Genomic DNA, 1,828 nt, shown 5'->3' on the forward strand with positions numbered 1-1,828 from the left:
AGCCATTAAACCCAATCCCGTACTAATCACCACCGCCACCAAAGAACCCGCCGCAATCCCCCAAGCGGTTCTAATTTCGCGCCGCCTGCGGGCTGCTTCGGCTTGTTTTATCCGTTCTCGCTCTTGGAGACTCTGCCTGATAAAATCCTGTTCACTTTGGCTGATATCTTCTGGGCGTTGCTTCAATTGTTCTTCCGCCTCCGCCAACGCCGCCCCGCGCAACCATGAGCCTTCATCCCCCTGCGTCTTTTGCCATTGCCCCATCGCCCCTCGCAAACGCTCCTGCCAAGCGCGAAAAACCCTGTCTGTGTCCATCCAGCCCCGCAATTCCACCCAATTGCGAATCAGTGCTTCATGCACCACTTCCACCGTCTCCACCTGTGCCTCTTCACTGCGACTGGTGACAACTAAACGCGCATCCGCCAGTTGTTTCACCAGCGCCCAATTTACCGCCCCTAATTCCGCTTTTGTCGCCAGCCGCCGCGTATCTTCTGTGCCTTCTCCTGGGCGTACCAATTGGATGAAAATGCGCCGCATCTGTTCCCGTTGCGCCTCACTCAGCTTGTCATATTCTTCATTGGCATGGCGGGCCAAAGCACCCTGCACTTGGCCAATTTCTGTATATGCCAGATGGGTTAACTGTTGGCCCTGTCGCCGCTGCCACAATTCCGTTAAGGCAAACTCTAGTAATGGCAAATTCCCCGGCTCACTCTCCACATCATCGAGGATGCGCTCCACCAGTCCCGCTTCAAATGTCACCCCCAATTTTTGCGCCGGTTTTTCAATAACTTCTGTGAGTTCTTCTCGGTTCATCGGCCCCAATTTCAAGTCAGTATTTTGTAAGACATCGGCAAAGGGACGATAGGAAAGAGCATTCCCCAAGAAATCCGCCCGCATCGTTAATACCAACACCATTCCTACCCTTTCAAAAGGGGATGTAGTTAATTTATCGAGAAAATTACGACGGATTGTTTCATCAGGACAGAGGGTATAAAGTTCCTCAAATTGGTCGGCAATTACCAGCACCCGTTCACTGGGATAATTCTGTTGGATTTGGGCAACAACGTCAGCTAAAGAAATATCGCCATCACGCAAATAATTGGCTAACTGACGCGCTTGGGCGAGGCGTTCTGTCTCATTTAAATTAGTTGTATAAAGGGGAACTAATGCCAAAGCTAGGGCATGAAAAGGGTCAGAACCGGGACGAAAATGGGTAAACTGCCAGTGACCTTCTTGTTGCAATTTAGGGACTAATCCCGCAAAAACTACCGAGGATTTGCCACTTCCCGACGCACCTAATAGGGGGATGAAATTACGGGTTTGGGTTGCCTGAAATAGGTTTGTGATAAAGCTTTTGCGCCCAAAAAAGTATTCTGCATCTCCTGGCCCAAAATGAAACAAGCCACGATAGGGACAGGGCAGATTATCATCGGCAACATCGGCAGAATCAGCAGGGGCTATTCTTGCTTCTTCTCGATAATAGTAATTGGTAATCGTGATGGTTGCATTGCCAGTCCCAGAGGTAGCAGCATATTGAGCTTCTGTAATATTTTGTTGAATTTCGCTTGGTTCTGACATATCAACCATCCTGATTAATTAAAATACAGTCTCAGTCATCCTTAGATGTGCCATGCTCGGTGATGCCGCTAATACTAGCATTACCCGTGCCAGAGGTAGCAGCATATTTAACATTACTGATATTTTGGGTGATAATTTGTTGTCCACCGGGTTGTTCTTGGAGCTTGTCTAGTAAATCTTGGGCTAATTTAGTGATTTCATTATCTTTATCAACCCCCGCTTCGACAATTTTATCTTTTAACAAACCTTC

Annotated in this window: 2 protein-coding genes; both read right to left on the minus strand. The window is 48.2% G+C overall.

Annotation, left to right across the window (positions count from 1 at the left end; all coding sequences use genetic code 11):
- Positions 1–1,578, minus strand: a 1,578-nt coding sequence (locus PX636_RS21240; RefSeq protein ID WP_502882914.1) for an nSTAND1 domain-containing NTPase, incomplete at its 3' end; no start/stop codon positions are given.
- Positions 1,579–1,609: 31 nt separating this feature from the next.
- On the minus strand, positions 1,610–1,828 hold a 219-nt coding region (locus PX636_RS21245; RefSeq protein ID WP_502882915.1), incomplete at its 5' end, for a Het-E N-terminal domain-containing protein.

The sequence above is a fragment of the Microcystis sp. M53598_WE2 genome (assembly GCF_030067735.1).
GTDB lineage: Bacteria > Cyanobacteriota > Cyanobacteriia > Cyanobacteriales > Microcystaceae > Microcystis > Microcystis aeruginosa.